At 66.7% G+C, this 23,001-nt stretch carries 17 protein-coding genes and 8 tRNA genes; 8 read left to right on the forward strand and 17 right to left on the reverse strand.

The genetic code is table 11. The annotated features are described in order from the left end of the window. Nucleotides 1–324 precede the first annotated feature (324 nt). The 14 genes from E4A48_RS12315 to E4A48_RS12380 form a co-directional block, all read right to left on the reverse strand. Nucleotides 325–2,316 (reverse strand): peptidylprolyl isomerase, encoded by a 1,992-nt coding sequence (locus E4A48_RS12315; RefSeq protein WP_039007393.1) that lies wholly within the window; start codon nucleotides 2,314–2,316, stop codon nucleotides 325–327. A 180-nt stretch (nucleotides 2,317–2,496) separates the two neighbouring features. Continuing rightward, a tRNA-Asp gene (locus E4A48_RS12320) sits at nucleotides 2,497–2,573 on the reverse strand. A gap of 116 nt (nucleotides 2,574–2,689) precedes the next feature. Further along, nucleotides 2,690–2,766, reverse strand: a tRNA-Asp gene (locus E4A48_RS12325). Between the two features lie 30 nt (nucleotides 2,767–2,796). Continuing rightward, a tRNA-Val gene (locus tag E4A48_RS12330) sits at nucleotides 2,797–2,871 on the reverse strand. Nucleotides 2,872–2,882: 11 nt separating this feature from the next. Beyond that, nucleotides 2,883–3,200 (reverse strand): HU family DNA-binding protein, encoded by a 318-nt coding sequence (locus E4A48_RS12335; protein WP_228320647.1) that lies wholly within the window; start codon nucleotides 3,198–3,200, stop codon nucleotides 2,883–2,885. Nucleotides 3,201–3,383: 183 nt separating this feature from the next. Then, nucleotides 3,384–5,858 carry an endopeptidase La gene (gene lon / locus E4A48_RS12340; protein WP_039007395.1) on the reverse strand — a complete coding sequence of 825 codons (2,475 nt, stop codon included), beginning with the start codon at nucleotides 5,856–5,858 and terminating at the stop codon, nucleotides 3,384–3,386. A 176-nt stretch (nucleotides 5,859–6,034) separates the two neighbouring features. Beyond that, complete coding sequence (gene clpX, locus E4A48_RS12345; RefSeq protein ID WP_039007396.1) at nucleotides 6,035–7,321, reverse strand: ATP-dependent Clp protease ATP-binding subunit ClpX; 1,287 nt, start codon at nucleotides 7,319–7,321, stop codon at nucleotides 6,035–6,037. 128 nt (nucleotides 7,322–7,449) lie between these two features. Next, nucleotides 7,450–8,076, reverse strand: a complete 627-nt coding sequence (clpP, locus tag E4A48_RS12350; protein WP_003468536.1) for an ATP-dependent Clp endopeptidase proteolytic subunit ClpP — start codon at nucleotides 8,074–8,076, stop codon at nucleotides 7,450–7,452. Nucleotides 8,077–8,191: 115 nt separating this feature from the next. Next, nucleotides 8,192–9,487, reverse strand: coding sequence for a trigger factor (gene tig / locus E4A48_RS12355; RefSeq protein WP_142742519.1), 1,296 nt, complete (start codon nucleotides 9,485–9,487; stop codon nucleotides 8,192–8,194). A gap of 205 nt (nucleotides 9,488–9,692) precedes the next feature. Further along, a tRNA-Leu gene (locus E4A48_RS12360) sits at nucleotides 9,693–9,777 on the reverse strand. A gap of 85 nt (nucleotides 9,778–9,862) precedes the next feature. Continuing rightward, nucleotides 9,863–9,938 (reverse strand) — tRNA-Lys (locus E4A48_RS12365). Between the two features lie 76 nt (nucleotides 9,939–10,014). Next, nucleotides 10,015–10,091 (reverse strand) — tRNA-His (locus E4A48_RS12370). Between the two features lie 36 nt (nucleotides 10,092–10,127). Then, nucleotides 10,128–10,204: transfer RNA gene (locus E4A48_RS12375), tRNA-Arg, on the reverse strand. 45 nt (nucleotides 10,205–10,249) lie between these two features. Beyond that, nucleotides 10,250–10,326, reverse strand: a tRNA-Pro gene (locus E4A48_RS12380). Between the two features lie 155 nt (nucleotides 10,327–10,481). Between E4A48_RS12380 and E4A48_RS12385 the strand changes: the two genes are divergently transcribed. Continuing rightward, nucleotides 10,482–11,258, forward strand: a complete 777-nt coding sequence (locus E4A48_RS12385) for a Bax inhibitor-1/YccA family protein (RefSeq protein ID WP_080763445.1) — start codon at nucleotides 10,482–10,484, stop codon at nucleotides 11,256–11,258. A 99-nt stretch (nucleotides 11,259–11,357) separates the two neighbouring features. On the opposite strand, the gene E4A48_RS12390 is transcribed toward E4A48_RS12385, so the two are convergent. The 3 genes from E4A48_RS12390 to grxC form a co-directional block, all read right to left on the reverse strand. Next, nucleotides 11,358–12,365, reverse strand: a complete 1,008-nt coding sequence (locus E4A48_RS12390) for an isocitrate dehydrogenase (RefSeq protein WP_003468529.1) — start codon at nucleotides 12,363–12,365, stop codon at nucleotides 11,358–11,360. Nucleotides 12,366–12,540: 175 nt separating this feature from the next. Further along, nucleotides 12,541–12,876 carry a carboxymuconolactone decarboxylase family protein gene (locus tag E4A48_RS12395; protein ID WP_230812580.1) on the reverse strand — a complete coding sequence of 112 codons (336 nt, stop codon included), beginning with the start codon at nucleotides 12,874–12,876 and terminating at the stop codon, nucleotides 12,541–12,543. 74 nt (nucleotides 12,877–12,950) lie between these two features. Continuing rightward, nucleotides 12,951–13,262, reverse strand: coding sequence for a glutaredoxin 3 (gene grxC / locus E4A48_RS12400; RefSeq protein WP_039007402.1), 312 nt, complete (start codon nucleotides 13,260–13,262; stop codon nucleotides 12,951–12,953). A 140-nt stretch (nucleotides 13,263–13,402) separates the two neighbouring features. Here grxC and E4A48_RS12405 point away from each other — a divergent pair, with 140 nt between their 5' ends. The 7 genes from E4A48_RS12405 to E4A48_RS12435 all read left to right on the forward strand — a co-directional run bounded on the left by E4A48_RS12405 (nucleotide 13,403) and on the right by E4A48_RS12435 (nucleotide 22,947). Then, nucleotides 13,403–15,046 carry a M48 family metalloprotease gene (locus E4A48_RS12405; protein ID WP_142742520.1) on the forward strand — a complete coding sequence of 548 codons (1,644 nt, stop codon included), beginning with the start codon at nucleotides 13,403–13,405 and terminating at the stop codon, nucleotides 15,044–15,046. An 83-nt stretch (nucleotides 15,047–15,129) separates the two neighbouring features. Next, nucleotides 15,130–15,819, forward strand: a complete 690-nt coding sequence (phoB, locus tag E4A48_RS12410) for a phosphate regulon transcriptional regulator PhoB (protein WP_039007406.1) — start codon at nucleotides 15,130–15,132, stop codon at nucleotides 15,817–15,819. Between the two features lie 67 nt (nucleotides 15,820–15,886). Next, the gene (gene phoR, locus E4A48_RS12415; protein ID WP_039007408.1) at nucleotides 15,887–17,212 is read left to right on the forward strand and encodes a phosphate regulon sensor histidine kinase PhoR; all 1,326 of its coding nucleotides are present in this window, start codon (nucleotides 15,887–15,889) and stop codon (nucleotides 17,210–17,212) included. An 11-nt stretch (nucleotides 17,213–17,223) separates the two neighbouring features. Beyond that, nucleotides 17,224–19,320: a polyphosphate kinase 1 gene (gene ppk1, locus E4A48_RS12420; protein ID WP_039007411.1), complete on the forward strand. Its 2,097-nt coding sequence runs from the start codon at nucleotides 17,224–17,226 to the stop codon at nucleotides 19,318–19,320. 59 nt (nucleotides 19,321–19,379) lie between these two features. Beyond that, on the forward strand, nucleotides 19,380–20,903 hold the full coding sequence (gene ppx, locus E4A48_RS12425; RefSeq protein WP_142742521.1) for an exopolyphosphatase: 1,524 nt from the start codon (nucleotides 19,380–19,382) through the stop codon (nucleotides 20,901–20,903). 384 nt (nucleotides 20,904–21,287) lie between these two features. Beyond that, complete coding sequence (locus tag E4A48_RS12430) at nucleotides 21,288–22,418, forward strand: glycosyltransferase family 4 protein (protein WP_058197092.1); 1,131 nt, start codon at nucleotides 21,288–21,290, stop codon at nucleotides 22,416–22,418. Further along, a complete protein-coding gene (locus E4A48_RS12435; RefSeq protein WP_039007417.1) occupies nucleotides 22,402–22,947 on the forward strand; it encodes a phosphatase PAP2 family protein in 546 nt (181 codons plus the stop codon). The genes E4A48_RS12430 and E4A48_RS12435 overlap by 17 nt, the downstream gene beginning before the upstream one ends. The last annotated feature ends 54 nt before the right edge of the window (nucleotides 22,948–23,001 follow it).

Here is a 23,001-nt window from a genome sequence, read left to right on the forward strand (position 1 = left end):
CAGCATGGCCGACCACTGCGACTGCACTGCCACAGCAGTTGCCCAGCCCGCAGCAGGCGAAGTTCCGTTGCCGCGCTGCGAGCGCAGCCCGTCGCGACTGAAGTCGCTCCACAGCGTAACGATCCGCCTAGAAAACGTCTGGCATCGGCCTTCGCACCGAGCGCGCATGGCCCACGCTTCGGTCGCATCGCGTCGCATATCCGGCAACTGGCAGCGCATGCCGTGTGTCCGCAGCACCTCTGGCGACCACACCCCGCTCCGCCGGAAACGAACAAGCCCGGCATGGCCGGGCTTGTTCGCATCACGCATCGGTGCAAGCAACGCTTACAGATCCGCTTCCTGCACGCTGACCTTGTAGCGCTTGCGCATCGCGTCGATGTAGGCCTTCGCCGCGGCGGCGCCTTCGATCTGGCCCAGTTGCTGCTTCAGCGTTGCCTGCTGCTCGGCCGGTACCTTGCTCAGGTCGCCCGGGTTGACCTTGTTGAGCACGAACAGCGCGTAGCGCTTGACACCGCCGGGGACACCGTTGGCCGAGAGCTCGACCTTGCCCACCGACGGCTTGCCCGCGACCGGCAGCGGCGCGCTGAAGATCGCGCGATTGGCTTCCGGACTCGGCATCGGCACGGTGCGCGGCAGCCCCGGCATCGGGTTGATCTGCAACTTCTCCGGGCCGGCCAGGGCTTGCAGGGTCTCGCCCTTGCGCAGCCGCTCGAGCAAGGCGTCGGCCTTCGCCGCGGCGGCCTTGGCGGTGCGATCGGCATGCACCGCGGTGGCGACCTGTTCGCGCACCTTGGCCAGCGGCTGGGTCTGCTCCGGCAGGTGCTGGGTGACCCGAATGAGCACGGTGTGGTTCGGCCCCAGGGTGATCGGGTCGCTGACCGTGCCGTCCTGCACCAGCGTGTCGGAGAACGCCGCACGCAGCACCGCCGGCTGCGCGGCGATGCCGCTGGCATTGGCGCGCGAGAACGGCCCCAGGCTCTGTGCCGGCAGGCCGACTTGTTTGGCCGCCGGCGCCAGCGCGGTCGGGCTCTTCAGCACCAGGTCCACCAGCCTGCCGCTCAGATCGCTGTAGACCTTCTCATTGTCGGCCTGCTGCTGTTCGCCGGCGAGCTGGTCGCGCACCTGCTCGAAGCGCTTGCCCTTGCCGCCCTTGATCTCGCGCAGCTGGATGACGTGGTAGCCGAACTCGCTCTTCACCGGGCCGACGATGTCGCCAGCCTTCATCGCGAACAAGGCGTCCTCGAACGGCTTGACCATCACCCCTTTCTCGACCCAGCCCAGATCGCCACCGGCGTTCTTGGAACCCGGGTCCTGGGAATTGGCGCGCGCCAGCGCGGCAAAATCGGCGCCAGGCTGCTTGGCCTCGGCGGCGAGCTTGGCCGCCTTGGCCTCGGCCGCCTTCTGCGACGCGGGGTCCTTGCCGGCGCTGATCAGGATGTGCGAGGCCAGGCGCTGGTCGGGTTCGACGAAGCGGGCCTTCTCGTCCTCGTAGCGCTTGCGCAGGGCCGCCTCGTCGGCCGGCTTGGCAGGCGGCAGCTTGCTGGCGTCCAGTTCGACGTATTCGATCGACACCCGCTCCGGCTGCTTGAAATCGGCCTGGTGCGCGTCGTACCACTGCTGCACCTGCGCGTCGCTGACCGGTGCGGTATCGGCCGGCTGTTCCGGCAACAGCCCCAGGTCAACGTCGCGGGTCTCGCCGAGCATCTTCAGCAAGCGCTCGGTTTCCTGCTTGGTCGCGAACGCCGACTCCATCAGCGCCGACGGGATCAACGACTGCTGCAGACCATCGCGCACCAACTGATCGAACATCGCCGGCGTCCGCGGCGGCGTCCCCGAAGCCAACGCCAGGCGGTAGCGTTCCGGGTCGAACTTGCCGTCCTTCTGGAACGCCGGAATGGTGGCGATGTAGTCGCGGACCGCGGCATCGCCGACCACCACGTGCGCCTGCTCGGCGGCCAACTTCACCACCTGCTCGTCGATCAACTGGTCGAGCACCTTGCGCTTGTTGTCGGCGCTCTCGAACTCGCGCGGATCGAAGCTCTCGCCCCGCTGTTCGCGCGCCTGCTGCCGCGCTTCCTCGAAGCGCATACGGAACTGCTCGGTGCTCACCTCGTGGTGCCGCCACAGGAACGACACAGGCCACCACGACGGCGCCGAGGACCACCACGACGGCGGCGCCTGCACCTTGGCGACGTTGTTGGCACCGACGCCGCCGAGGTAACTGCTGTCGATGACGAACAGGAACGGAATCATCAACAGGCCGATGATCGCGGTGGCGATCCAGCCCGAGGTCTTTTCGCGGAGTTTCTGCAGCATTGGTTGGGAACCGAGGCCTGTTGGCGAGCCGCGCAGTTTAACCCGCTTCACGGCCTGCGGCGGAATGGCGTGCCACGGGGCGTGCGCGTGCATGAAATCCGCGGCCCGCACGGCAGTGGCCGGCAAGGCCTCCCAGAAAAAAAGAAACCCCCGATCACTCGGGGGTTTCGCGTACAAAACTGGCGGAGTGGACGGGACTCGAACCCGCGACCTCCGGCGTGACAGGCCAGCATTCTAACCGACTGAACTACCACTCCGCTTTTTGAACTGAGGCAGGCACAAGGCCCGCAATCTCTGGGTATCTGCGCAGCGCAATGCGCGGCGGATGCTTCGAGAAACGAAACCCCCGATTTCTCAGGGGCTTCGGTGCGACTGGCGGAGTGGACGGGACTCGAACCCGCGACCTCCGGCGTGACAGGCCAGCATTCTAACCAACTGAACTACCACTCCGCTTTTGAAACTTGCCGCTCGGTGCTTGTCTGGTGGGTGCTGAGGGTTTCGAACCCCCGACCCTCTCCGTGTAAAGGAGACGCTCTACCGCTGAGCTAAGCACCCTAGCGAGTCGGTTAGTTTACGGCATCCTTCAGCGCTTTGCCAGCCTTGAAGGTCGGATTCTTCGACGCGGCGATCTTGATCGAGTCGCCGGTCTTGGGGTTGCGGCCGGTGCGCTCGGCACGATCGCGCACCTGGAAGGTGCCGAAGCCCACGAGGGTCACGCTGTCGCCCTTCTTAAGCGCCTTGGTGACTTCGGACACGAAGGCGTCGACGGCGCGACCGGCTTCGGCCTTGGAGATATCCGCAGCGGCGGCGATAGCGTCGTTCAGTTCGGCTTTATTCATTTCTTGATGACTCCATGTGCGGCAGAAAACCGCGGAATTGAGGATCGGGTGTCGGCTTGGCCTGCCTCGTCCGTGACGAGGCCCCGATTGATTTCTTTACTACCAAGCACGCGCGTTCGCCATGCTCGCAAGTCGTGCATTTATACCAGCGCCCCCCCACCCGCGCAAGCCGAAAAGCCAGCAACGGCGCGGGTTTGAGCCACTTGCGCGGGCGCGGTTCAGCGCCTTTCAGTGCTTGACGCGCGCGTTCGAGGATGCTTTCGGCTTGGGCTTGCGGCGTACCGGCGCCGCGTCGCCGGCGGTCGCCGCGTTCGCCTTCAATGGCGTCTCCAGCGCCAGATCCAGCACTTCGTCGATCCACTTGACCGGCACGATCTTCAGATCGCGGGTGACGTTGTCCGGAATGTCGGCCAGATCCTTGCGGTTCTCCTCCGGGATGATCACCGTGTGGATGCCGCCGCGCAGCGCCGCCAGCAGCTTCTCCTTGAGCCCGCCGATCGCCGAGACGCGGCCGCGCAAGGTGATCTCGCCGGTCATCGCCACATCGGCCTTGACGGGCACCTTGGTCAGCATCGACACCAGCGAGGTCACCATCGCGATGCCGGCGCTGGGGCCGTCCTTCGGCGTAGCGCCGTCAGGCACGTGCAGATGCACGTCGTGCTTCTGCAGGAAGTCGACCTCGATCCCTAGCCGCTCGGCGCGCGAACGCACCACCGACAGCGCCGCCGAGGCCGATTCCTTCATCACGTCGCCGAGCTGGCCGGTCAGGATCACCGCGCCCTTGCCCGGAACCAAGGTCGATTCGATCTGCAGCAGATCGCCGCCGACTTCGGTCCAGGCCAGGCCGGTGACCAGGCCGACTTCGTTCTGCTCCTCGGCGCGGCCGAAATCGAAGCGGCGCACGCCCAGGTACTTGTCCAGATTCCTGGAACCGACGCTGACCCGCGCCTTGTCCTTGCGCGGCGCCGCGCCCTTCTTCGCCGGCGCCTTCTTGGCGGCCACCGGCTGCGGCCCGGCCAGCGCGATTTCCTTGACCACCTTGCGGCAGATCTTGGCGACTTCGCGCTCCAGGTTGCGCACGCCGGACTCGCGCGTGTAGTAGCGCACGATGTCGCAGATCGCGTCGGCGGCGATCTCCAGCTCGTCGCCCTTCAGGCCGTTGGCCTTCAGCTGCTTGGGCACCAGGTAGCGCATGGCGATAGCCAGCTTCTCATCCTCCGTGTAACCGGGGATGCGGATCACCTCCATGCGGTCGAGCAGCGGGCCGGGGATGTTCAGCGAATTGGAGGTCGCCACGAACATCACTTCGGAAAGGTCCAGGTCCACTTCCAGGTAGTGGTCGTTGAATGCGTTGTTCTGCTCGGGGTCGAGCACTTCCAGCAGCGCCGAGGACGGATCGCCGCGGAAGTCCATCGACATCTTGTCGATCTCGTCGAGCACGAACAGCGGATTCTTGCTGCTGACCTTGTTGAGGTTCTGCACGATGCGGCCCGGCATCGAGCCGACGTAGGTACGCCGATGCCCGCGGATCTCCGCCTCATCGCGCACGCCGCCGAGCGACATGCGCACGAACTTGCGGTTGGTGGCCTTGGCGATGGACTGGCCGAGCGAGGTCTTGCCGACGCCGGGCGGGCCGACTAGGCACAGGATCGGGCCCTTCATCTGCTTCACCCGCGACTGCACTGCCAGATATTCCAGGATGCGGTCCTTGACCTTTTCCAGGCCGTAGTGATCGGCGTCCAGCGTTTCCTGCGCGACCTTCAGGTCCTTGCGTACCTTGCTGCGCTTCTTCCACGGCACGCCCAGCAACCAGTCGAGATAGTTGCGCACCACAGCCGCTTCGGCCGACATCGGCGACATCTGCTTGAGCTTGTTGAGCTCGGCCTTGGCCTTGGTCTCCACCGGCTTGGGCATGCCAGCCTCGGCGATCTTGCGCGCCAGCTCTTCCAGCTCGCCGGGCGCATCGTCCAGGTCGCCCAGTTCCTTCTGGATCGCCTTCATCTGCTCGTTGAGGTAGTACTCGCGCTGGCTCTTCTCCATCTGCGACTTGACCCGCCCGCGGATGCGCTTCTCCAACTGCTGCACGTCGATCTCGCCATCGACCAGGCCGACCAGCATCTCCAGCCGCTCGCCCACTTCCAGGGTTTCCAACAGGCGCTGTTTGTCGGCCAGGCGCACGCCGATGTGCGCGGCGATGGTGTCGGCCAGGCGGCCAGGCTCGTCGATGCCCGTCAGCGTCTGCAGCAGCTCCGGCGGCAGCTTGCGGTTGGTCTTGACGTACTGCTCGAACAGCGACATCAGCGAACGCGCGATCGCCTCGACCTCACGCTCCTCACGCGATTCGGCCGGATCGATCTTGCTGCCTTCGCCCTGCAGCGCGCCGTCGCGCTCGGCCACTTTCTCGACGCTGACCCGCGACAGCCCTTCGACCAGCACCTTGATGGTGCCGTCGGGCAGCTTCAGCAATTGCAGCACCTGCGCCAGGGTGCCGACGTTGTACAGGTCGGCCGCCACCGGATCGTCGGTCTCGGCGGATTTCTGCGCGACCAGCAGGATGCGCTTGTCGGCTTCCATCGCGTGCTCGAGCGCGCGCATCGACTTGTCGCGGCCGACGAACAGCGGGATGACCATGTGCGGGAAGACCACGACGTCGCGCAACGGCAGGACCGGCAGGTCGAGGACTTCGGATGTGGACTGGGCCATGAGGGTTCCGATGTGGGGTGCGGGAATGCGGAAAAGGCGGGCATAAAAATGCCGATGGCCCCGTTATGGGGCCATCGGCTGGATGATGCAAGGGCAACGAAAAAGCGCCTTTTTTTTCAAGCATTTAGCCAGTCGCGAAGGCCGCGGCACGACAGCGCCGCAGCTTCACCCGGCACTCACTCGGCCGAGGCCACCTTCGGCGCCGGCGGCGGGGTCTGGTAGATCAGGTAAGGCTCGGACTTGTGTTCGATCACCGACTCGTCCACCACCACCTTGCTGACGTTTTCCTGCGACGGCAGCTCGTACATCGTGTCCAGCAGCACCGACTCGACGATGGTGCGCAGGCCGCGCGCGCCGGTCTTGCGCTTGAGCGCCTTCTTGGCGATGGCCAGCAACGCGTCGGGCCGGAATTCCAGCTCCACGCCTTCCATCTCGAACAGCTTCTTGAACTGCTTGGTGATCGCGTTCTTCGGCTCGGTCAGGATCCGGATCAGCGCCGGCTCGTCCAGCTCCTCGAGCGTGGCGACCACCGGCAGGCGGCCGACGAACTCGGGAATCAGGCCGAACTTGATCAGGTCTTCCGGCTCCACTTCGGCCAGAATCTTGCCGACCTCGCGCTTTCGCTCGGAACTCTTCACCTTGGCGCCGAAGCCGATGCCGCCGACGTCGTTGGAACGCTGCTGGATCACCTTGTCCAGGCCGGCGAACGCGCCGCCGCAGATGAACAGGATGTTCTTGGTGTCCACCTGCAGGAATTCCTGCTGCGGATGCTTGCGCCCGCCCTGCGGCGGCACCGACGCCACGGTGCCTTCGATCAGCTTCAGCAACGCCTGCTGCACGCCTTCGCCGGACACGTCGCGAGTGATCGACGGATTTTCGCTCTTACGCGAGATCTTGTCGATCTCGTCGATGTAGACAATGCCCTGCTGCGCCTTTTCGACGTCGTAGTCGCACTTCTGCAGCAGCTTCTGGATGATGTTTTCCACGTCCTCGCCGACATAGCCGGCTTCGGTCAGCGTGGTCGCATCGGCAATCGTGAACGGCACGTTGAGCAGGCGCGCCAGCGTTTCGGCCAGCAGCGTCTTGCCCGAACCGGTCGGACCGACCAGCAGGATGTTGGACTTGGCCAGCTCGACCTCGTCGTTCTTCTGCCGGCTCTCGATGCGCTTGTAGTGGTTGTACACGGCCACGGCGAGCGTGCGCTTGGCGCGCAGCTGCCCGATCACGTACTGGTCCAGCACCTCGAGGATTTCCTTGGGCTTGGGCAGGCTGCTGCGTGCGGACTGCGCCTTCTCCTCGAGCTCCTCGCGGATGATGTCGTTGCACAGCTCGACGCACTCGTCGCAGATGAACACGCTCGGCCCGGCGATCAGCTTACGGACCTCGTGTTGACTCTTGCCGCAGAACGAGCAGTACAGAATCTTGTTGCTGTCGCCGGAACGGCCTTGCCGGTCTTCGCTCATTGCTTCGCTTACCCAGTTACCCCACCCGATGAACGGGGGTTCGATTTCGAGAATAACACAGGGCCGGGAGGACGCTAGCCCGGCCCCGACCCTGCGGAATACGCTGCGTTTTATGGTACATGCAAGCCTTATGCCGGCTGGATCGACTCTTCCGGACGGCGCTCCAGCACCTGGTCGACCAGCCCGTAGGCCTGCGCGTCGACGGCGCTCTTGAAGTTGTCGCGCTCGGTATCGCGGGCGATGGTTTCCAGCGACTGCCCGGTGTGCTTGGCCAGGATTTCGTTCAGCCGCGAACGCAGGGTCAGGATCTCGCGCGCGTGGATGTCGATATCGGTGGCCTGGCCCTGGAAGCCGCCCAGCGGCTGGTGGATCATCACCCGCGAATTCGGCAGCGCGTAACGCTTGCCGGCCGCGCCCGAGGCCAGCAGCAGCGCGCCCATCGAAGCAGCCTGGCCGATGCAGATGGTGCTCACGTCCGGCTTGATGTACTGCATGGTGTCGTAGATCGCCATGCCGGCAGTGACCACGCCGCCCGGCGAGTTGATGTAGATGTTGATGTCCTTTTCCGGGTTGTCCGCTTCCAGGAACAGCATTTGCGCCACGATCACGTTGGCCATGTGGTCGTCGATCGGACCGACCAGAAAGATCAGCCGCTCCTTCAGCAGGCGCGAATAGATGTCGTAGGCACGTTCGCCGCGACTGGTCTGCTCGACCACCATCGGAACCAGATTCAACGCCTTGGTCACATTGTCCACGCGGGAACTCCTGCTTTTGATTGAATCCCTGCACAGGGATGTGCGGGCTTTTGCGAGGGACTCGCCTTACTAAATCCCCGCACAAGGATGTGCGGGCTCTTGCGAGGGACTCGCATTACTGCCGGATCGCTTCCTGAAAGCTCATCGCCTGCTCGGTGTGCTTGGCGCGCTCGGCGATCCAGTCGATCACCTGCTCTTCCATCACACGGCTCTGCAGTCCCCCCATCAATTGGGGATCGTTGCGGTACATCTCAATGACCTGTTCCGGCTCTTCGTAGGTCGAGGCGATCAGGCGCAGGGTTTCCGAGACCCGCTTGGGGTCCAGGCGCAACTCGTTGCGGCGGGCGACCTCGCCGACCAGCAGGCCGACCAGCACGCGCTTGCGCGCCGCGTCCACGAAACCCTGGTGGGCGTCGTCCGGCACCTGGCCCGGATCGCGGCCGGAGCGGCGCAGCTGCTCCACCTGCTGCGCCAGCATCGAACGCGCTTCGTTCTCGACCAGCCGCGGCGGCATTTCCACCGACGCGTAGGCGGCGATCAGCTGCTCGCCGACCTCGCGACGCAGCCGGTTCATCAGCGCGCCCTTGAGCTCGCGCTCCAGGTTGATACGGATGTCCTTGCGGAACTGCTCGGCATCGCCGCTCTTCACGCCGAAGCTCTTGATGAACTCCTTGTCCACCTCCGGCAGCACCGGCGCGGCGACTTCGACCGCCTTCACGTGCACCTGGACCTGCTTGCCGGCGAACTGCGGCACGCGCCAATCGGCCGGGAAATCGACGGCCAGGGTCTTTTCCTCGTCCTTGGACAGGCCGACCAGGCCCTGCTCGATCGCCGGGAACATGACGCCGGAGCCGATCACGCTGCTGCCCTTCTCCACGCCCTCGGCGGGCAGGCGCTCGTCGCCGGCCTGCGACCAGGTTTCCAGGGTCACCAGATCGCCGTCCTGCGCCGGACGCCCGGCGGGCTGCCAGGTGCGGCGCTGCAGGCGCAGGTTCTCGATCATCTGCTCGATGTCGGCGTCGGTGACCTCGGCGGTGTGGCGGATCACTTCCAGCTTGGCCACGTCGATGTCGCCGAAGTCAGGCACCACTTCGAAGGTAGCCACGAATTGCAGTGCGTTGTCGCCGGCGCGGTCGATGCGCGGATTGCCGGCCAGGCGCAGTTCGTGCTCGCGCACCGCCGAATCGAAGGTTTCGCGCAGCAGGCCGTCCAGCGCCTCGGCGCGGATCTGCGGCCCGAAGCGCTGCTCGATCACCTTCGGCGGAATCTTGCCGGGACGGAAGCCCTTGATCCGCGCGGTCCGCGCGACTTCGCGCAGGCGCCCGCCGATATGGGTCTCCAGGCGCTCCTCCGGCAGGGTGAAGGTCAGACGCCGTTCCAAGGTACCGGTGGTTTCGATCGAAGCTTGCATGTGGACTCCTGCCACCGGGAGCCCACGGCTCTCGGCACGATGTAGAGAAATACGGGTTGACGCGGGCACGGGACGGCCGCCGCAGCCAGATAGTTTCGCCTATTCCCGCGGCGCCTGCCAGCGCGCCAGGACGGCATGCACGACAGCGGTACCTGACGCGACACCGATGCGGACGGGAGCGCAGGCCGCACACGCGGTGCCAGGATGGTGCGAAAGAGGGGACTCGAACCCCTACGCCTTGCGGCACTGGTACCTAAAACCAGGGCGTCTACCAATTCCGCCACTTTCGCGCTTTGGCGCCTGAGCGCGCGCGCTTATTGTCGCAGGCCTGCCGACAAAGAAAAAGGCACCTGCCGGAGCAGATGCCTTTCTATTTGGTGGGCCGTCAAGGATTCGAACCTTGGACCTATTGATTAAGAGTCAACTGCTCTACCAACTGAGCTAACGGCCCTGAAACTGAGCTGCACATCTTATGTGCTTTCTTGCTTCGTTGCAACACCCCGCGAAGCGGCGGGTCACGCGATCAATGGGGTGGCTGAGGGGACTCGAACCCCCGACATCTGGAATCACAATCCAGTACTCTAACCAGCTGAGCTACAGCCACCATCGAACTCTTGCAACGCCCTATCCGGCACCGGTGTGGCGCGCCCGACAGGAATCGAACCTGTAACCCCCGGCTTAGAAGGCCGGTGCTCTATCCGGTTGAGCTACGGGCGCCCGGGCCGGATTGTCGCATTCCTCTCCGCCGTTTGGACATCGGATTGGTCGGGGTAGAGGGATTCGAACCCCCGACATCCTGCTCCCAAAGCAGGCGCGCTACCAGACTGCGCTATACCCCGGCGGAACATCCCTCGCGGCCGAGGCCGGAAAGGTCGGCTATTGTGGGAAGCTTGCGGCCCGGTGTCAACGGCACATCGCGTCAACGCTGCCTGCGCTATCCTCGCCACTTGTGGCCGATACCGGCCGATCGTCTTCATTTACAGGGAGAAACAGCATGATCCGCAGCGGCAACCCCGCCTTGAAGGAATCCACCTTCCTCGACCTCGGCAGCGGCGCAGTCGTTTCGCGCGACGGCGAGGCGATGACCCTGAACGGCACCATCCACAAGACCGGCGCGCTGTTGCTGCTGACCGTGCTGACCGCGGCGTTCGCCTGGAGCCAGTCGATCTCGGTCGATGGCGCCGGCAACGAAGTGATCGCCCCGGGCATCATCGGCTACGTGCTGGGCGGCGCCATCGGCGGCTTCATCCTGGCCATGATCACCACCTTCAAGAAGACCTGGGCGCCGATCACCGCGCCGCTGTACGCGCTGGTGGAAGGCTTCTTCCTGGGCTCGATCTCGGCGATGTACGAAGTGCGCTTCAACGGCATCGTGCTGCAGGCCGTGCTGCTGACCTTCGGCACCCTGTTCGCGCTGCTGTTCGCCTACCGCAGCGGGCTGATCAAGGCCACCGAGAACTTCAAGCTGGGCGTGGTCGCGGCCACCGGTGGCATCGCGCTGGTGTACCTGGCCTCCATCGTCCTCGGCTTCTTCAACATCACCGTCCCGGTCATCCACGAATCCAGCGGCCTGGGCATCGCCTTCAGCCTGTTCGTGGTGGTGGTGGCGGCGCTGAACCTGGTGCTGGATTTCGACTTCATCGAGAGCGGCGTGGAACAGGGCGCTCCCAAGTACATGGAGTGGTACGGCGCATTCGGGCTGATGGTCACCCTGGTGTGGCTGTACATCGAGTTCCTGCGGCTGTTGTCGAAGTTGCAGTCGCGGAACTGAGCGGGACTCGGGACTCGAAGAGCTTCGTAGTCCCGGTTCTGGCCGGCAATAAAAAAAGGGCGCTTGGTGGCGCCCTTTTTTTGTTTTCTGCGCGCTAGCTTACAGGCGGCTGGCGATGGCCTTGGCGAAGCCCATGGTGTTGCCGCTGCCGCCCAGGTCCGGGGTCAGCCCGTCCTTGGCTTCCAGCGTGGCGACGATGGCGCTGCGCAGGCGCTCGGCGTTCTGCGGCTGGCCGACGTGGTCCAGCAGCTGCGCGGCGCCCAGCAGTAGCGCGCACGGGTTGGCTTTGCCCTGCCCGGCGATGTCCGGGGCCGAGCCGTGCACGGCCTCGAAGATCGCCGCGTCGACGCCGATGTTGGCGCCCGGGGCTAGGCCCAGGCCGCCGACCAGGCCGGCGCACAGGTCCGACAGGATGTCGCCGAACAGGTTCGTGGTGACGATGATGTCGAACTGCTCCGGACGCATCACCAGCTGCATGCAGGCGTTGTCCACGATCATTTCCTGGAACTCGATCTCCGGGTAGTTCGCGGCCACTTCGCGCGCCACCTTCAGGAACAGGCCCGAGGTGGACTTGATGATGTTGGCCTTGTGCACTGCGGTGACCTTCTTGCGGCCGGTCGCCCGCGCCAGGTCGAAGGCATACCGGACGATGCGCTCGGAGCCCTTGCGGGTCACCTTGGCCATCGACACCGCGGTCTCGCCGTCGGCCGACACTTCCTGGCCTTCGCTCAGGTAGGCGCCTTCGGTGTTCTCGCGCACGGTGATCAGGTCCACGCCGGCGCCGAAGCGCGACTTGGTGTTCGGGAACGACTTGGCCGGGCGCACGTTGGCGTACAGGTCGAACTGGCGGCGCATGGCCACGTTGATCGAGCTGAAACCCTCGCCGACCGGCGTGGTCAGCGGGCTCTTCAGCGCGATCTTGTTCTTGCGGATCGAGTCCAGGGTGGCGGCCGGCAACAGATCGCCGTGCTTCTCCAGGGCGACCAGGCCGGCGTCGGCGTATTCGTAGGTGAGGCCGGCGTTCAGCGCGTCGAGCACGAACAGCGTGGCGTCCATGATCTCGGGGCCGATGCCATCGCCACGAATGACCGTGATTGTCTGCGTCATAGGATTGGGGTTTCCGTACAGAGGGGGAACGCGCCGACCGGAAGCCCGGGCTGCAGGCGCAAGGAGATTTCACCGGTAATTATGCCCGAAGCCGGTGAAGGCCCCCCAAACCAGGCAGGCGCAAAACGCAGCGCGCCGCCTGCAGGCGGCGCTGACCTGGCCGATCCGGCGCTACTCAGCCGTGCGCGTGCTCTGCCGGCGCCGCGGCGACGCCTTCCTCGAGCTTGTCGAGGAAATCCACCGCCCGGCGCAGGTGCGGAATCACGATCGAGCCGCCGACCACCAGACCCACCGAGAAGGTCTCGAAGAACTCGTCGCGTTGCACCCCGGCCTCCTTGCACTGGGCCACGTGGTAGCTGATGCAGTCGTCGCAGCGCAGCACCAGCGAGGCGACCAGGCCGAGCAGTTCCTTGGTCTTCACGTCCAGCGCGCCGGCCTGGTAGGTCTGGGTATCCAGCGCGAAGAAACGCCGCACCACCTGGTTCGGCTCCGCCAGGATGCGCTGGTTCATGCGCTGGCGGAACTCGGTGAACTCGCGCAGCCGGTCCTTGCCGGCATCGCCCTCGCCGCCCGTCTGCGCAGCGCTCACGCCTGCGCCTCGGGCGCCTGGCCGTCGAGCAGCGGCTGCAACTTGCCGGCCCGGTGCAGCGCCATCATGTCGTCGTAGCCGCCGACATGGGTGTCGCCGACGAAGATCTGCGGCACGCTGGTGCGGCGCGCCAGGGCCACCATCTTCTCGCGCTCGGCCGGGTCCAGGTCGATGCGCACCTCGGTCCAGCTGCGGCCCTTGCTCTTCAGGAAGTTCTTGGCCGCCACGCAGTACGGGCAGATCGCGCTGGAATACAGGGTGATCGGCGGGCCGCCGGCCTGGCCGTCATCGGTAGCTTGGGTGTCCACGGGAAACTCCGGGCGGGAAAAGGGGTCCAAGCCACTATGGTAGCGGTCCGCTGGATTTTCGAGTCCGCTGCCGCAACACTGCGGATCACCCTGGATTCACCCGCCGCCACCGCGGCCCCCGCCCTGCCCTGGAGCCTCACGTGCGCCCGCTGCCGCTTGCCTTCGCGATCACCCTGGCTACCGCCGCCGCCATCGCGCCGGCGCAGGAGAACAAGCTGCCGGACATCGGCTCCTCGGCCGGCGAGCTGCTGACCCCGGCACGCCAGGCCGAATACGGCAAGATGATGCTGGCCGAGCTGCGCAACTACGGCTACGTGCTCGAAGACCCGCTGATCGACGATTGGCTGCAGACCATGGGCACCCGGCTCGGCGCCAACAGCGACCATCCGCAGCAGAAGTACACGTTCTTCATGCTGCGCGACCGCCAGATCAACGCCTTCGCCACGCTGGGCGGCTACGTCGCGGTCAATGCCGGGCTGGTGCTGACCGCCGAGCGCGAGGACGAGGTCGCCGCGGTGCTGTCGCACGAGATCGCGCACATCACCCAGCAGCACGTGCTGCGCGGGGTGGAGCGGGCGCAGCGCGACCAGGTGCCGATCCTGCTCGGCATGCTCGCCGCGGTGGTCGCCGCGCAGCAGGCCGGTGGCCGCTCCAGCGGCGACGCCACCCAGGCGGCGATCGCCAGCGGCCTGGGGCTGATGCAGCAGCGCCAGATCGACTACACCCGCTCCAACGAATCGGAGGCCGACCGCCTGGGCATCCGCACCCTGGCCCGCAGCGGCTACGACGTGGACGCGATGGCCGGCTTCTTCGAGCGCATGTCGCTGGCGATGCGCGGCAATCAGGGCGGCTACAGCACCCCCGACTATCTGATGACCCACCCGGTCACCAGCACCCGCATCAGCGAGGCGCGGCAGCGCGCCGAACAGATGAAGAAGAACACGGTGACACTGACCACCAGCGTGCCCGGCGGCACCTTGCAGGAGCGGGTCGATCCCAACGATGTGTCGCTGAGCCAGCCGCTGGGCGCCCCCGGCAATCCGTTGCTGCCCGGGCGCCTGCAACTGCCGTTCGCGACCTATTCGCGCGGCGCCAGCGGCCAGTTCGAGTGGGCTCGCGAGCGCCTGCGCGTGCTCAGCGCCAATACCCCGGCCGATGCGGTGCGCGAGTACGAGGGCCTGCGCCAGGGCAGCAAGCAGGGCCTCAGCGACGCCCAGCGCTACGGCCTGGCGCTGGCCCGGCTGCGCGGCGGCGGCAGCCCGCAGGAGGGCATGCAGACCCTGGAAGAGCTACTGAAGGCGCACCCGGACAGCTGGTGGCTGAGCTTGGCGGTGGCCGAGGCCGAATCGCGCAACGGCCGCAGCCAGCAGGCCAACCCGCGCTTCGACGCCCTGCTCGAGCGACTGCCGAGCAACCGTGCGGTGGCACTGACCTATGCCATGGCGCTGAACGAGCAAGGCGGCCGTGCCGCCGGGCAGCGCGCGCAGGCGGTGCTGCGGCCGCTACTGAGCGCGGCCGCCGACGATCCGGTGTTCCAGCGCACCTTCGCCCGCGCCTGCGAGCTGGCCGGGGACGGCAACCGCGCCGGCGAAGCCTATGCCGAGTCCGCCTACCTGAACGGTCGCCCCGAGCAGGCACTGATCCAGCTGAACAATCTGAAGAAGCGCGACGACCTCGACTACGTGGCGCGCGCGCGCATCGACGCGCGTATCGCCGCGATTACCCCCACGGTGCTGGAGCTGCGCCGCCAGGGCGTCCAGGACCCGGACGTGAAACAGCAGTGAAACGCAACGCGGCGTCAGTCATTGAATAGTAATAAAACCGTAGTCTACTGGCGGCCTCTCCTCCCAGTCCCCACGGTGCCGTCGTGCAGAAACGCATCCTGATCGTCGACGACGAACCCTCCATCCGCGACATGGTGGCGTTCGCCCTGCGCAAGGGCGATTTCGAACCGGTCCACGCCGGCGACGCGCGGGAAGCGCAGACTTCCATCGCCGACCGCGTCCCCGACCTGATCCTGCTGGACTGGATGCTGCCCGGCACCAGCGGCCTGGAACTGGCCCGGCGCTGGCGCAAGGACGCGATGACCCGCGAGGTACCGATCATCATGCTCACCGCGCGCGGCGAAGAGAACGACCGGGTCGGCGGCCTGGAAGCCGGGGTCGACGACTACGTGGTCAAGCCGTTCTCGGCACGCGAGCTGCTGGCGCGGATCCGCGCGGTGATGCGGCGTACCCGCGACGACGACGAGGACGGCAGCGTCTCGGTCGGCAGCCTGCGCATCGACGGCGCCGCGCACCGCGTGTTCGCCGGCGACGCGCCGGTGCCGATCGGCCCCACCGAATACCGCCTGCTGCATTTCTTCATGACCCATCCCGAGCGCGTCTACAGCCGCGCACAACTGCTCGACCACGTGTGGGGCGGCAGCGTCTATGTCGAGGAGCGAACCATCGACGTGCACATCCGCCGGCTGCGCAAGACCCTGGAACCGTTCGCAGTGGAGAACATGGTGCAGACGGTGCGCGGCTCCGGCTACCGCTTCTCTTCGTCCATCTGACTGCCGCCTGCGCCTGCTATAACCGGCGCACGACGGACACGATCCATTGCGACAGAGCACGCTTCCGATGCCCCGCCACATGCGTTACGCCTGGCTCAAGACCCTCGGCACCCTCGCCGCGCTACTGCTGCTGGCGGTGCTGGCCGGCTGGATCGGCGGTCACTTGTGGATGGGGCTGACCCTGACCTCGCTGGCGGTAATGGGCTGGCATTACTGGCGCCTGAGCCGCGTGTTGCGCCGACTGACCGCGCGCCAGCGCTGGGAACCGCCGGCCGGCACAGGCGTGTGGAACGAGCTGGACCGGCTGCTGTACCGCAGCCAGGCGGAAATGCGCACGCGCAAGCGGCGCCTGCTGGACATGCTGCGTGCCTACCGCGGCGCCGCCGCCGCGCTGCCCGACGCGGTGATGGTGGTGGACCGCAAGAGCCAGCGCATCCAGTGGTTCAACGAAGCCGCCAGCACCCTGCTCGGCCTGCGCCACCCCGGCGACCTGAACGTGCCGGTGGTGGAACGCCTGCAGCCGATGCCGCTGGCGCACTGGCTGGCCGGTGGCCGCAACGCCGAACCGATGCTGGACATGCCCTCGCCGATCGACGACCGGCTGCGCCTGAACCTGCGCCTGATTCCCTACTCCGACGATTACTGGCTGCTGGTCGCGCGCGACGTCAGCAAGCTGCTGCAGCTGGAGCAGGTGCGCCGCGACTTCGTCGCCAACGTCTCGCACGAACTGCGCACCCCGCTGACCGTGGTGCACGGCTATCTGGACATGCTCGACCCGGAGGATTTCCCCGATTCCGGGCCGATGATCGCCGAAATGCGCAAGCAGTCGCAGCGCATGACCCAGCTGGTCGAAGACCTGCTGACCCTGTCGCGGCTGGAATCGCAGGAACACGCCAACGAAGAGACCATCGCGATGGCGCCGATGCTGGCCACGCTGCGCCGCGAGGCCGAGGCGCATAGCCAGGGCCGGCACCGCATCGAGGTGCACGACGAGGCCGATCTGGATCTGGTCGGGTCCAACAAGGAATTGCACAGCGCGTTCTCCAACCTGGTCACCAACGCAGTGCGCTACACCGCTGCCGGCGGCTCGGTCAGCATCACCTTCGCCCGCGAAGGCGACGGCGCGGTGCTATCGGTGCGCGATAGCGGCTACGGGATCCCGTCGCACCACCTGCCGCGCATCACCGAGCGCTTCTACCGCGTGTCCAGCAGCCGTTCGCGCGAAAGCGGCGGCACCGGGCTGGGGCTGTCGATCGTCAAGCATGTGCTGGGCCTGCACCAGGCGCGGCTGGACATCGAAAGCGAAGTCGGCAAGGGCAGCACGTTCTCCTGCCACTTCGGCGCCGGACGCGTGCATCCGCGGCGCGACCGTGCCACCCTGACCTCCGCCTAACGAGTACCGCCATGCCCCGCGCCGCCGCTTTGCCGCCCACGCCGCCACCGGACGTTCCCAGCGACCCGCTGCGCGACCCCTCGCTGTATCTCAATCGCGAACTGTCGCAGCTGGACTTCAATTTCCGCGTGCTGGCGCAGGCGCAGGATCCGAGCGTGCCGCTGCTGGAGCGGCTGCGTTTCCTGTGCATCTCCTGCACCAACCTCGACGAGTTCTTCGAGATCCGCGCCGCCACCGTGCGCCATGCATTGGAGTTCGGCTTGCCGCCGGCGCCGGACGGGCTGAGCTCAAGCGCGGTCCTCAACACCATCCACGACCGTGCCGCGCAGTTGGTCGACCATCAGTACCGCTGCTGGAACGAAGTACTGCGGCCGGCATTGAAGGACGCCGGCATCGGCGTGCTCGGCCGCAACAGCTGGAACGCGCGGCAGAAGCGCTGGCTGCGCGCCTACTTCCGCAACGAGATCATGCCGGTGCTGTCGCCGCTGGGCCTGGACCCGGCGCATCCGTTCCCGAAGATCCTCAACAAGTCGCTGAACATCGTGGTGGTGCTGAAGGGCGTGGATGCGTTCGGCCGCATCGGCCACCTGGCGATCGTGCGCGCGCCGCGCTCGCTGCCGCGCATCATCCAGTTGCCGGAAAGCCTGGCCGAGGGCGGACAGAGTTTCGTGTTCCTGTCCTCGGTACTGTCCACCTTCGTCGACGAACTGTTCCCGGGCATGGAGGTGATGGGGTCCTACCAGTTCCGCGTGACCCGCAATTCCGAGCTGGTGGTGGACGAGGAGGAAGTGGAGAACCTGGCGCTGGCGCTGCGCGACGAGCTGGTCAATCGCGGCTACCGGCCGGCGGTGCGGCTGGAGATCGCCGAGGACTGCCCGAAGCCGATCGTGCGCACCCTTCTGCAGAACTTCGAACTGCCTGAAAACGCGGTCTACCGCATCAATGGTCCGGTCAATCTGAGCCGGGTCAACCAGGTCTACGACCTGGTGCAGCGCCCGGACCTGAAGTATCCGCCGATGAATCCGCGCACGCTGCGCGACAGCGAAGGCATCTTCGAGATCGCCGCCGCCGGCGACGTGCTGCTGCACCATCCGTTCGACGCGTTCACCGCGGTGCTGGACCTGATCAAGCAGGCCGCGGTGGACCCGCAGGTGCTGGCGATCAAGCAGACCCTGTACCGCACCGGCAAGGACTCGGGCATTGTCGATGCGCTGGTACTGGCCGCGCGCAACGGCAAGGACGTGACCGTGGTGGTCGAGCTGCGCGCGCGCTTCGACGAGGAAGCCAACCTGGGATTGGCCGATCGCCTGCAGGAAGCCGGCGTGCAGGTAGTGTACGGCGTGGTCGGCTACAAGACACACGCCAAGATGCTGCTGATCGTGCGCCGCGAGGGCCGCAAGCTGCGCCGCTACGTGCACCTGGGCACCGGCAACTACCATAGCGGCACCGCGCGCGCCTACACCGACCTGAGCCTGATCACCGCCGATGCGGACATCTGCAACGACGTGCACCTGCTGTTCCAGCAGCTGTCGGGGCTGGCGCCGAAGATCCGCCTCAAGCGCCTGCTGCAATCGCCATTCACCCTGCACCCGGGTCTGCTGCACCGGATCGAGCGCGAAACCAAGCTGGCCCTGGCCGGGCGCCCGGGCCGAATCATCGCCAAGATGAACGCGCTCAACGAGCCGCAGGTGATCCGCGCGCTGTACGCGGCCTCGCAGGCCGGGGTCAAGATCGACCTGATCGTGCGCGGCGCGTGCACGCTGCGCCCAGGCGTGCAGGGCGTGTCGGAAAACATTCGGGTGCGTTCGATCGTCGGCCGCTTCCTCGAGCACAGCCGCGTCTACTGGTTCGGCAACGACGGCGCGCCGGAGCTGTTCTGCGCCAGCGCCGACTGGCTGGAGCGTAACCTGCTGCGGCGCGTGGAGACCTGCTTCCCGATCATGGATCCGGATCTGGTCAAGCGCATCCATCGCGAGGTGTTGCAGAACTATCTGGCCGACAATGCCAACGCGTGGGAACTGGATGCCAGCGGCAGCTACCGCAAGCTGGCGCCGGGCCAGGACCAGCCGCTGCATTCGGCGCAGCTGACCCTGCTCGACGGACTCTGAGCCACGCCGCCCGCGCGCCGATGGACGGCATCCGCCGTGCATCGGCTACCATTCCGCCCATGCCTTCCATCTCCCCGTACACGCCGTTGCGCGATGGCGACCTGCTGGCCGCCATCGACCTGGGTTCCAACAGTTTCCACATGGTCGTGGCGCGCTATCAGCTCGGACAGTTGCGGGTGGTGGACCGCCTGCGCGAGACCGTGCGCATGGCAGACGGCCTGGACAACAAGGGCGGGCTGTCGGCCGAAGCGCGGCAGCGCGCGCTGGAATGCCTGGCGCGCTTCGGCCAGCGCATCCGCGACGTGCCGTCGCTGCACGTGCGTGCGCTGGCCACCAACACCGTGCGCCAGCTGCGCTCGCCGCAGGCGTTCCTGATCCCCGGCGAAACCGCGCTCGGCCATCCGATCGAAGTGGTCAGCGGCCGCGAGGAAGCGCGTCTGATCTACCTGGGCGTGGCGCATGCGCAGCCGCCCAAGCCGGACCAGCGCCGGCTGGTGATCGACATCGGCGGCGGCTCCACCGAATTCATCATCGGCCGCGGTTTCCAGACCCTGGAGCGGGAAAGCCTGCAGGCCGGCTGCATCGCCAGCACGCGCCGCTTCTTCCCGGGCGGCAAGCTGTCGAAAAAGAAATGGAAGGACGCGCTGACCGAGATCGGCGCCGAGTTCCAGCAGTTCGCTGGGCTGTACCGCACGCTGGGCTGGGACGAGGCACTGGGCTCATCGGGTACGCACAAGGCGATCGGCGAGATCTGCGCGGCGATGAAGCTGACCAAGGGCGCGATCACCGCCGAGGCGCTGCCGCTGCTGCGCGAACGCCTGCTGCTGGCCAAGCGTATCGAGGACATCGACCTGCCCGGTCTGTCCACCGACCGCCGGCCGATCATCGCCGGCGGCGTGCTGGTGCTGGAGGCCGCGTTCCAGGCACTGGGCCTGCAGCGCCTGATGGTGAGCAAGGCGGCCATGCGCGAAGGCATTCTCTACGACATGCTCGGCCGCGGCGGCGAGAACGATCCGCGCGAGACCGCGATCGCCGCACTCACCCAGCGCTACGGCATCGACGAGGCGCAGGCCGCGCGCGTGGAAGCCACCGCGATGGCGCTGTTCGAACAGGTCGCCACCGATTGGGCGCTGGATGCCGACGACGGGCGCATGCTCGGCTGGGCCGCGCGCCTGCACGAGCTCGGCCAGGCCATCGCGCACAGCCAGTACCACGTGCACGGCGCCTACGTGCTCGAGCACTCCGATATCGCCGGTTTCTCGCGGCAGGAGCAGCAGGTGCTGGCGACGCTGGTACGCACCCATCGCCGCAACGTGTCCAAGACCGCGTTCGACGCCCTGCCCGACCGCCTGCTGCTCAGCGCCAGGCGCAAGGCCGCGCTGCTGCGGCTGGCGGTGCTGTTGCATCGCGCACACGAATCCGAACCGATACCGTCGCTGGACCTGAAGGCCAATGGCGACGACCTGCACCTGATCCTGTCGCAGCCGTGGATCGAATCGCGGCCGCTGCAGCGCGCCGACCTGATCGGCGAGGTCGAGGGCATGGCGGGGCTGGGGATCAATTTCCGGCCATTTGTGGCTTGACTGACGGGACTCGGGATTTTCCCATGTCTGCAGCAATGCTGCATTTTCTGTGGGAGGGGCTTCAGCCCCGACGCCTTACCGATAACGCGTCGGGGCTGAAGCCCCTCCCACAGAAAAGCGGCTGCGCCGCAGCTGCAAAAAAAGGGCCGCTTTCTTGAAAAAAAGTGGCCCTTTTTGCATCAAATCGCTTGACATCGATTTACCCCGGGACATCATCCTGCCGTCCCGAGTCCCGAGTCCCGAGTCCCGAGTCCCGAGTCCCGAGTCCCGAAAAAGCGCGAACTGCCAGGAATTCGCCCCGGCCCAGCGTCATCATCCCTACATGCACCCGACATGTTCGCTTCACCGCCTCGCGCCAAGCTTTGGCAAACCGGAGCCTGAAGCATGCGCTACGCGATCGTCACCGAAACGTACCCCCCTGAGGTCAACGGTGTCGCGCTGACCGTGCAGGGGCTGGAATCTGGATTGCGCGCGCTCGGCCATCAGGTCGATGTGGTGCGGCCGCGCCAGGTCGGCGACCACGACGACGATGCGCACCTGGTGCGCGGCGCGTCGCTGCCGCGCTACCCCGGCCTGAAGTTCGGCCTGCCTGCGCCGCGGCGCCTGGCCCGGCTGTGGCAGGCCACGCCGCCGAACGCGGTCTACATCGCCACCGAAGGCCCGCTCGGCTGGTCGGCGCTGCGCACCGCGCGGCGCCTGGGCATCCCGATCGCCACCGGCTTCCACACCCGCTTCGACGAATACCTGCCGCAGTACGGCGCCGCCTGGCTGCAATCGACCGCGCTGCGCTGGATGCGGCGCTTCCACAACCAGGCCGCCGCGACCCTTGTGCCGACCCGCGAACTGCTCGGCTTTCTCGCCGCACATGGCTTCGAGCGCGTGCGCCTGCTGGCGCGCGCGGTGGATAACCGCCAGTTCGAACCGCAGCGCCGCGATCCGCAGCTGCGCCGCGAGTGGGGGCTGCAGGCGGAGGGTTGCGCGGCCCTGTACGTCGGCCGCATCGCGTCGGAAAAGAACCTGCCGCTGGCCGTGCGCGCGTTCCGCGAACTGCAGCGGGTGCGGCCGGAAGCGCGCTTCGTCTGGGTCGGCGACGGCCCGATGCGCGAGCGCCTGGCGCAGGAAAACCCCGACTTCATCTTCTGCGGTGTGCAGCGCGGCGACGCGCTGGCGCGGCACTTCGCCAGCGGCGACCTGTTCCTGTTTCCCAGCCGCAGCGAGACCTTCGGCAACGTGACCCTGGAAGCGATGGCCAGCGGTGTGGCCACGGTCGCCTTCGACTACGGCGCGGCGCACGAATACCTGCGCGACGGCGTCAACGGTGCGGCGGTAGCCGACGACGACGGCTTCGTCGCCGCGGCGGTGCGCCTGGCCGGCGACGACGTCCTGCGCCGGCGATTGGGCGATGCCGCCTGCGCATCCATGCAGCAGCTGCGCCCGGAACAGGTCGTGGCCGATTTCGAAGCGCTTCTCGGCGAACTGGCGTACAGCAGGAGGCCCCATGTCGACGCGGCTTGAGATTCTGCGCGGGCACGAAACCCGCTGGTGCCGGCAAGCCAACCACTGGTGCCGGCGGCGTTCGGTGCGGCGCTTCTTCGCACTGATCAGCCGGCTCGGCGACGGCGTGTTCTGGTACGCGCTGATGACCTTGCTGGTGGCCTGCGACGGCATGGACGGCGTGTTCGCATCGGCGCACATGGCCGCCACCGGCGTGGTCGCGCTGAGCCTGTACAAGGGCCTCAAGCGCTGGACCCGGCGCCCGCGCCCGTACGCGGCCGACCTGCGCATCCGCGCCTGGGTGGCTCCGCTGGACGAGTTCAGCTTCCCGTCCGGGCATACCCTGCACGCGGTGTCGTTCGGCATCGTCGCCCTGGCCTACTACCCGTGGCTGGCACCGCTGCTGATCCCGTTCATCGCCTGCGTGGCGCTGTCGCGGGTGGTGCTGGGCCTGCACTATCCCAGCGACGTGCTCGCCGCCACCGCGATCGGTGCAGTGCTGGCCGGGGTGTCGCTGTGGCTGTTGCCGATGCCGGCGTTGCTCGGCTAGCGGGACGCGGGGACCGGGCCAGGATCTGCTAGATCGATCCGACGTCAATCGCCT

The sequence above is a fragment of the Xanthomonas translucens pv. cerealis genome, from assembly GCF_006838285.1.
Taxonomy (GTDB): domain Bacteria; phylum Pseudomonadota; class Gammaproteobacteria; order Xanthomonadales; family Xanthomonadaceae; genus Xanthomonas_A; species Xanthomonas_A cerealis.